Here is a 6,254-nt window from a genome sequence, read left to right on the forward strand (position 1 = left end):
CGTCCGTGGTACGGGTGATCTGCGTCAGGAAGTAACGATTTGGTAACGCTCCCGTATTCGATCGGGATAGCCAAGCCAGCGGCCGTTTACCATCGTGGTCTATATTACCGATTCGGATCGCCGCGACCCCGGAAGAACCCAGGGGATCGGACCGGCTCGTCCCGAGCGAGAACTGCTCAACATCGCGAAGCCGCGATGAACATGCGTTGGCGTAACCGTCAATCTGTCAGCAGCAATTCACGAGGAAGACCATCATGCATACCATCGTATTGGCCACCCAAAAGGGCGGCAGCGGCAAGACTACGCTTGCCATTGGGCTGGCCCTTGCGGCGACCGAGGCCGGACACACCGTGCGCCTCATCGAGACGGATTCGCAAGCCACGCTCTCCAACTGGCAGCGCCGCCGCGCCGGCTCCGAGCCGATGGTCGAAGCCATCCATGTCGCCGACAGAATCGAGCAACGGCTGCAATCGCTGAGCGAAAGCGGCGTGACGCTGACCATCATCGATACCGCCGGCGGCCTCGCCGCCGCGACGACCTCGGCCATTCGCTACTCGGACCTGTGTCTGATTCCGGCTCGCCCGAGCATCGCCGACATCGAAGCGACCGCATCGACGGTTCAGACCGCGCGCGCCTGGAACAAGCCGTTTGCTTTCGTTCTCAATCAGACCCCGATCCGCGGTCAGCGCCTCACTGGCGCCGCGACCGCATTGGGCGATGCGGCCTCAATCGGCGACGTCGTCGCCCAGCCTTTCGTCGTGATGCGAAACGATCACCAGGACGCGTTGGGTGCGGGTCTTGCGGTCAGCGAATATGCTCCCTTCGGCAAATCGGCCGACGAAATCCGCGGCCTCTGGCAATGGGTCGCGGTGAAACTCGGCGAAGACACTACTGCCGATGAGCCCGCTGTCGCGGATGAAACGCTGGAAACGGCATCTGCGATGTTTTTGCAGGCGCCCACAGAGACGATCGCCGTCGTTCCCGCCGCGTAACGCCCACGCGCAGTATCCGCCTCAAGTCCGGGTCGGCCAGGAAAGCCAGGCCCGGAATGCAACGATCACGATATCCTTGCGTCACTTCTGACACTTCGGGCACCAGAAGGTCGAGCGGCCGTTCTGGGTGAAGCGGCGGACGATCCCGCCGCAGCCTTTGCTCTGGCACTTTTCGCCTTCGCGGTCGTAGACCTGAAACGAGTGCTGGAAATAACCAAGCTCGCCCGTGGTCTGGCGATGATCCCGCAGCGACGAGCCGCCGGCCTTGATGGCCTGATTGAGTACGGCGTGAATCGCCTCGACCAGTCGCCGCGCGTGATCGGTCGTCTCGCCTTTTTTGGTGGCGAGGGTCGCGGCCAGACGCCGCGGTGACAGATGTGCACGAAACAGCGCCTCGCAGACATAGATGTTGCCGAGGCCCGCGACGACGCGCTGGTCGAGCAGCGCGGCCTTCAGGCTGGTTTTCTTGTTGGCGCAGGAGCGGGCGAGCATATCGGCATCGAATTCATTGCCGAGCGGCTCGGGGCCGAGGCCCTTCAGTAACGGCTCCTCCTCGATCGCCTGACGCCCGATGATTTTCATGTAACCGAACCGGCGCGGATCGTTGAAGATGATCAACGCGCCCGACGACATATGAAACACCACATGGTCATGGGCGCGATCTTCAGCTCGCGGATGATGAAACTGGCCCGGCGTATGGCCGTTGTCGTCGTTGATGACGCGGAAAGATCCGGACATGCCCAGATGCATCAGAAGCACGTCGCCGGAGGAAAGATCGGCCATCAGGTATTTGGCGCGCCGGCCGAGGCCGGTCACGGTCTGAGCCTCAAGACGTGCGACAAAATCCTTCTGGAACGGAAACCGCAGGTCCTTGCGCCGGACCTCGGCCTTCACGATTTTGGCACCTTCCATGGCCGGTTGCAGGCCACGGCGAACGGTCTCGACTTCAGGTAATTCGGGCATACTGGTGTCCCGGCTCTGACATTCGTATCATGTCACGGCAGGTTCGTTTACGAATGTCGGAACCAGGGGGACACTGGCAAATATCGGTTTCTGGTGTGGTTTTGGATTTGACATTCGCTTTTCGGATTCGCAGCAAAATCGAAGCGAATGTCAAATCCGCCACACCCGCATTCACCTTGAAAGGCTGCCGTGATAGCGCCAATGCGGCGGGCGCGCTATGGTCCGGGGGTGGAGAACATGTGATGAACCGACCGGACGAAACCACGCATTTTGGCTTCAGGGACGTCCCCCTGGGCGACAAGCAGACGCTGGTCAATGACGTCTTTCACAGCGTGGCGCGGCGCTACGACCTGATGAACGACCTGATGTCCGGGGGACTGCATCGCGTCTGGAAGGACCTGATGATCAACGCGCTCAATCCGCCGCGCTCCGAGACGCCTTTTGCGCTGCTCGACGTCGCCGGCGGCACCGGTGATATTGCCTTCCGGGCTGCGGACGCGGCCGGATCCAACTTCAAGGCGACCGTGTGCGACATCAATTCCGAGATGCTGTCGGTCGGCCGCGAACGCGCCGCGGCACGTCATCTCGACGACCGGGTGTCGTTTGTCGAGGGCAATGCCGAGCAGCTTGCGTTTCCGAACGCGACCTTCGACGCCTACACCATCGCTTTCGGCATCCGCAACGTGCCGAGAATCGACCGCGCGCTGCACGAGGCATTTCGTGTGCTGCGGCCGGGCGGCCGATTTCTGTGTCTTGAATTCTCGACCGTCGACGTGCCGGGGCTCGATTGGATCTACGATCTGTTTTCGTTCAAGGTGATCCCGCCGCTTGGCGGCGCGGTGACTGGCGACGCCGAGTCCTATCAGTATCTCGTGGAATCGATCCGCCAATTTCCAAAGCCCGGCGCATTTGCCGAGATGATCAGACAGGCCGGGTTTTCCCGTGTGACCTGGCAGAGCTTTTCGGGCGGGATCGTGGCCTTGCATTCGGGCTGGCGTCTGTGATTTCAGCAACGTTCCACATCGCGCGGCTCGTCCGCGCCGCGTTCGTGTTTGCGCGTGAAGGCGTCTTCGGCGCCGTCGATCCTTCGCTGGTGCCGCCGCCCGGTCAACTGGCGTTGCGATTGGCCCGGATATTGGAGCGCCCGGGCGCCAAATCCGGCCCACGGCTGTCGCGCGCGCTGACGCGTTTGGGGCCCGCCTATCTCAAGCTTGGACAATTCCTCGCTACCCGGCCCGACGTCGTCGGCGTCGTGCTGGCGCGCGACCTCGAAAGCTTGCAGGACCGTCTGCCGCCATTCCCGCAGGACGAGGCCGAGGCCGTGATCGCGACCTCACTCGAACGCTCTATTACACAGGCATTTGTGAGCCTCGGCCCCGCCGTCGCCGCCGCCTCGATCGCGCAGGTGCATCGCGGCGAAGTCGAATACAACGGCATCCGCCGGGCGGTGGCGGTCAAGGTGCTGAGGCCCGACGTGGCCGCGCGTTTCCGCCGCGACCTCACCGATTTCTTCTTTGTCGCGCATCAGGCCGAAATCTATTCGGCGGAAGCGCGGCGGCTGCGGCTGGTTGAAGTCATCAATACGATGTCGCGCTCGGTCACGATGGAGATGGACCTGCGCCTTGAGGCGGCGGCGATGTCGGAGATGGCGGAGAACACCCGCGACGATCCGGACTTCCGCGTGCCTACGGTCGACTGGGATCGCACCACCCACAACGTCCTGACCATGGAGTGGATCGACGGCATCGCGCTCTCCGACCACGCCCAGCTCGAGCGATCGAAAATCGATTTGGCGGGTCTGGGCCGCAAGGTGATCCAGAGCTTTCTGCGCCACGCGCTGCGTGACGGCTTCTTTCACGCCGACATGCATCCCGGCAATCTGTTCCTCGACAGTGAAGGCCGGCTGGTCGCCGTTGACTTCGGCATCATGGGCCGCCTGGGGCTGAAAGAGCGGCGTTTCCTCGCCGAAATCTTGTTGGGCTTCATCACACGCGACTATCGGCGTGTCGCCGAGGTGCATTTCGAGGCAGGCTATGTGCCGTCGCATCATTCGGTCGACAATTTTGCGCAAGCCATCCGCGCGATCGGCGAGCCGATCCACAACCGCACCGCCGAAGAAATCTCGATGGCCAAGCTCCTGACCTTGCTGCTCGAGGTCACCGGCTTGTTCGACATGCGCACCCGCCCCGAACTGATCCTGCTGCAAAAGACCATGGTGGTGGTGGAAGGCGTGGCGCGCGGCTTCGATCCCAAACTCGACATCTGGAAGGTCGCCGATCCCGTGGTGCGCGAGTGGATCGAGCGCAACCTCGGCCCGATCGGCCGCATCGAGGGCGCCATGGCAGGCGCCGGCGAGCTTGGACGTGTCGCCGCCAGCCTGCCTTCGCTCGCGACCCGGGCCGTGACCGTGCTGGAGCAGCTGGAGACCATGACGCGCGAGGGCCTGACGCTGTCCGAGGAGACGATCGCGGCCATGGGTCGGACCGAGGGCCGCAAGAGCCGCTGGCGGGCGCTGGCGCTCTGGATCATCGCGCTCACCTTCATCGGAATTCTCTTCGCCATTCGTCAACTTTGATTGCAATGCAATCAAATTATTGATAGCATCGCTATCAAGATATGCTTTTAGGATTCCGGCATGGCGAGCCTGACGGTCCGGAAACTGGACGATGCAATCCGCGACGCTCTGCGGCTGCGGGCCGCGCGCAGCGGCCGTTCGGTCGAGGACGAGGTTCGGGTAATCCTGCGCGAGGCCGCGCAGGACAGCGCTTCCGGGGCCGCTCGACGCGCCACGGCGCCAGCCATTTCAACATCGTATTCTCCCGACGCTGACGGAGCGCTGTCGCGGGTCACGCTGATCATCGGCGGCGGGATTGCGGCCTATAAAGCGCTCGACTTGATCCGGCGGCTGAAGGAGCGGCGCATTCACGTTCGCTGCGTCCTGACCCGCGCCGCGCAGCACTTCGTCACCCCGCTCACCGCCAGCGCACTGTCGAACGAGCGCTGCTACACCGATTTGTTCGATCCCGAGAGCGAGTTCGATGCCGGCCATATCCGGCTCGCGCGCGAGGCCGATCTGATCGTGGTGGCGCCGGCCACCGCGGACCTGATGGCCAAGATGGCGCACGGTAACGCCGATGATCTCGCCAGCGCGATTCTGCTCGCCTCAGACGCGCCCATCCTGATCGCGCCGGCGATGAATCCGCTGATGTGGAACAATGCGGCGACGAGGCGCAATGCCGCGACGCTTCAACGCGACGGCATCGCCTTGATCGGACCCAATGCCGGCGAAATGGCCGAAGCGGGCGAAGCCGGAATCGGGCGGATGGCGGAGCCTCTGGAAATTGCCGCGGCCGTCGAACGGCTGTTGCGTCCGCCACGGCCGAAACCGCTGGCCGGCAAGCATATCCTGATCACCGCCGGGCCGACGCATGAACCGATCGACCCCGTGCGCTACATCGCCAACCGCTCCTCGGGCAAGCAGGGCTACGCGATTGCAGCCGCCGCGCAAGCCGCCGGGGCCGAGGTCACCTTGGTCTCCGGCCCGGTCGAGCTCGATCATCCGCCGGGCGTCAGGGTGATTGAAGTGGAATCCGCGCGCGACATGCTGCACCGGGTGGAAACAGCGCTGCCCGTCGATATTGCGATCTTTGCCGCGGCGGTTGCCGACTGGCGCGTCGTCCATGAAGGAGAACAGAAATTGAAAAAGACCGGCACCGGCATGCCGCCGCTCCAACTCGTCGAAAATCCGGATATCCTGGCGACGATCTCACACCGGAAAGATGCGCGGCCGCCGCTCGTCATCGGATTTGCCGCCGAGACCGAACACCTGATCGAGAACGCCAAAACAAAGCTTGCCCGCAAGGGCTGCGACTGGATCGTCGCCAACGATGTCTCGCCGGCAACGGGCGTGATGGGCGGCGATCGCAATACGGTTCATCTGCTGACCCGCCGTGGCGACGGCATCGAGGTCGATTCCTGGCCCGTCATGACCAAGGAAGAGGTTGCTGCCGAATTGATCGCGCACGTCGCCCGGGCCGTGGGCAGTCATCATGAGTGAAGCGGTCAAAATCGAAGTGCTCCAATTGCCGAATGGCAAAGGGCTAGCATTGCCGGCCTATCAAAGCGCGTTGGCGGCTGGCCTCGACCTGCTCGCCGCGGTTCCCGAGGACGCGCCGATCATTCTCGCGCCGGGAAAATACGCGCTGATTCCCACCGGGCTCGCGATCGCGTTGCCGCCGGGCTACGAGGCCCAGGTTCGGCCGCGTTCGGGGCTTGCGGCGCGGCATGGCGTTACCGTTC

At 63.4% G+C, this 6,254-nt stretch carries 5 protein-coding genes and 1 pseudogene; 5 read left to right on the top strand and 1 reads right to left on the bottom strand.

From position 1 onward, the window contains the following. Nucleotides 1-254: 254 nt before the first annotated feature. On the top strand, nt 255-992 hold the full coding sequence (locus WB528_RS23795; RefSeq protein ID WP_423891300.1) for an AAA family ATPase: 738 nt from the start codon (nt 255-257) through the stop codon (nt 990-992). Nucleotides 993-1,073: 81 nt separating this feature from the next. Here the strand turns inward: WB528_RS23795 and mutM are convergent, their stop codons facing one another. After that, on the bottom strand, nt 1,074-1,955 hold the full coding sequence (gene mutM / locus WB528_RS23800) for a bifunctional DNA-formamidopyrimidine glycosylase/DNA-(apurinic or apyrimidinic site) lyase (protein WP_423891302.1): 882 nt from the start codon (nt 1,953-1,955) through the stop codon (nt 1,074-1,076). Nucleotides 1,956-2,197: 242 nt separating this feature from the next. On the opposite strand from mutM, the gene ubiE reads away from it, so the two are divergent. From ubiE to WB528_RS23820, 4 genes and pseudogenes are all read left to right on the top strand, one after another. After that, nucleotides 2,198-2,959, top strand: coding sequence for a bifunctional demethylmenaquinone methyltransferase/2-methoxy-6-polyprenyl-1,4-benzoquinol methylase UbiE (gene ubiE / locus WB528_RS23805; protein WP_423891304.1), 762 nt, complete (start codon nt 2,198-2,200; stop codon nt 2,957-2,959). After that, entirely contained in the window at nt 2,956-4,530 is a 1,575-nt protein-coding gene (gene ubiB / locus WB528_RS23810) for a 2-polyprenylphenol 6-hydroxylase (protein ID WP_423891306.1), read from the top strand. Before ubiE ends, ubiB begins: the two co-directional genes overlap by 4 nt. A gap of 60 nt (nt 4,531-4,590) precedes the next feature. Further along, nucleotides 4,591-6,012 (top strand): bifunctional phosphopantothenoylcysteine decarboxylase/phosphopantothenate--cysteine ligase CoaBC, encoded by a 1,422-nt coding sequence (coaBC, locus tag WB528_RS23815; protein WP_423891309.1) that lies wholly within the window; start codon nt 4,591-4,593, stop codon nt 6,010-6,012. Next, nucleotides 6,005-6,254: pseudogene (locus WB528_RS23820) on the top strand (dUTP diphosphatase); the annotation flags it as partial. The gene coaBC and the pseudogene WB528_RS23820, both read left to right, overlap by 8 nt.

The organism is Bradyrhizobium sp. (genome assembly GCF_049586575.1).
In the GTDB taxonomy this organism is placed as follows: Bacteria; Pseudomonadota; Alphaproteobacteria; order Rhizobiales; family Xanthobacteraceae; genus Bradyrhizobium.

What these genes read in the sequence shown, in the direction of transcription:
- mutM (WP_423891302.1), bottom strand. Translation starts at nt 1,955, where the DNA reads ATGCCCGAATTACCTGAAGTCGAGACCGTTCGCCGTGGCCTGCAACCG.
- WB528_RS23795 (WP_423891300.1), top strand. Translation starts at nt 255, where the DNA reads ATGCATACCATCGTATTGGCCACCCAAAAGGGCGGCAGCGGCAAGACT.
- coaBC (WP_423891309.1), top strand. Translation starts at nt 4,591, where the DNA reads ATGGCGAGCCTGACGGTCCGGAAACTGGACGATGCAATCCGCGACGCT.
- ubiE (WP_423891304.1), top strand. Translation starts at nt 2,198, where the DNA reads ATGAACCGACCGGACGAAACCACGCATTTTGGCTTCAGGGACGTCCCC.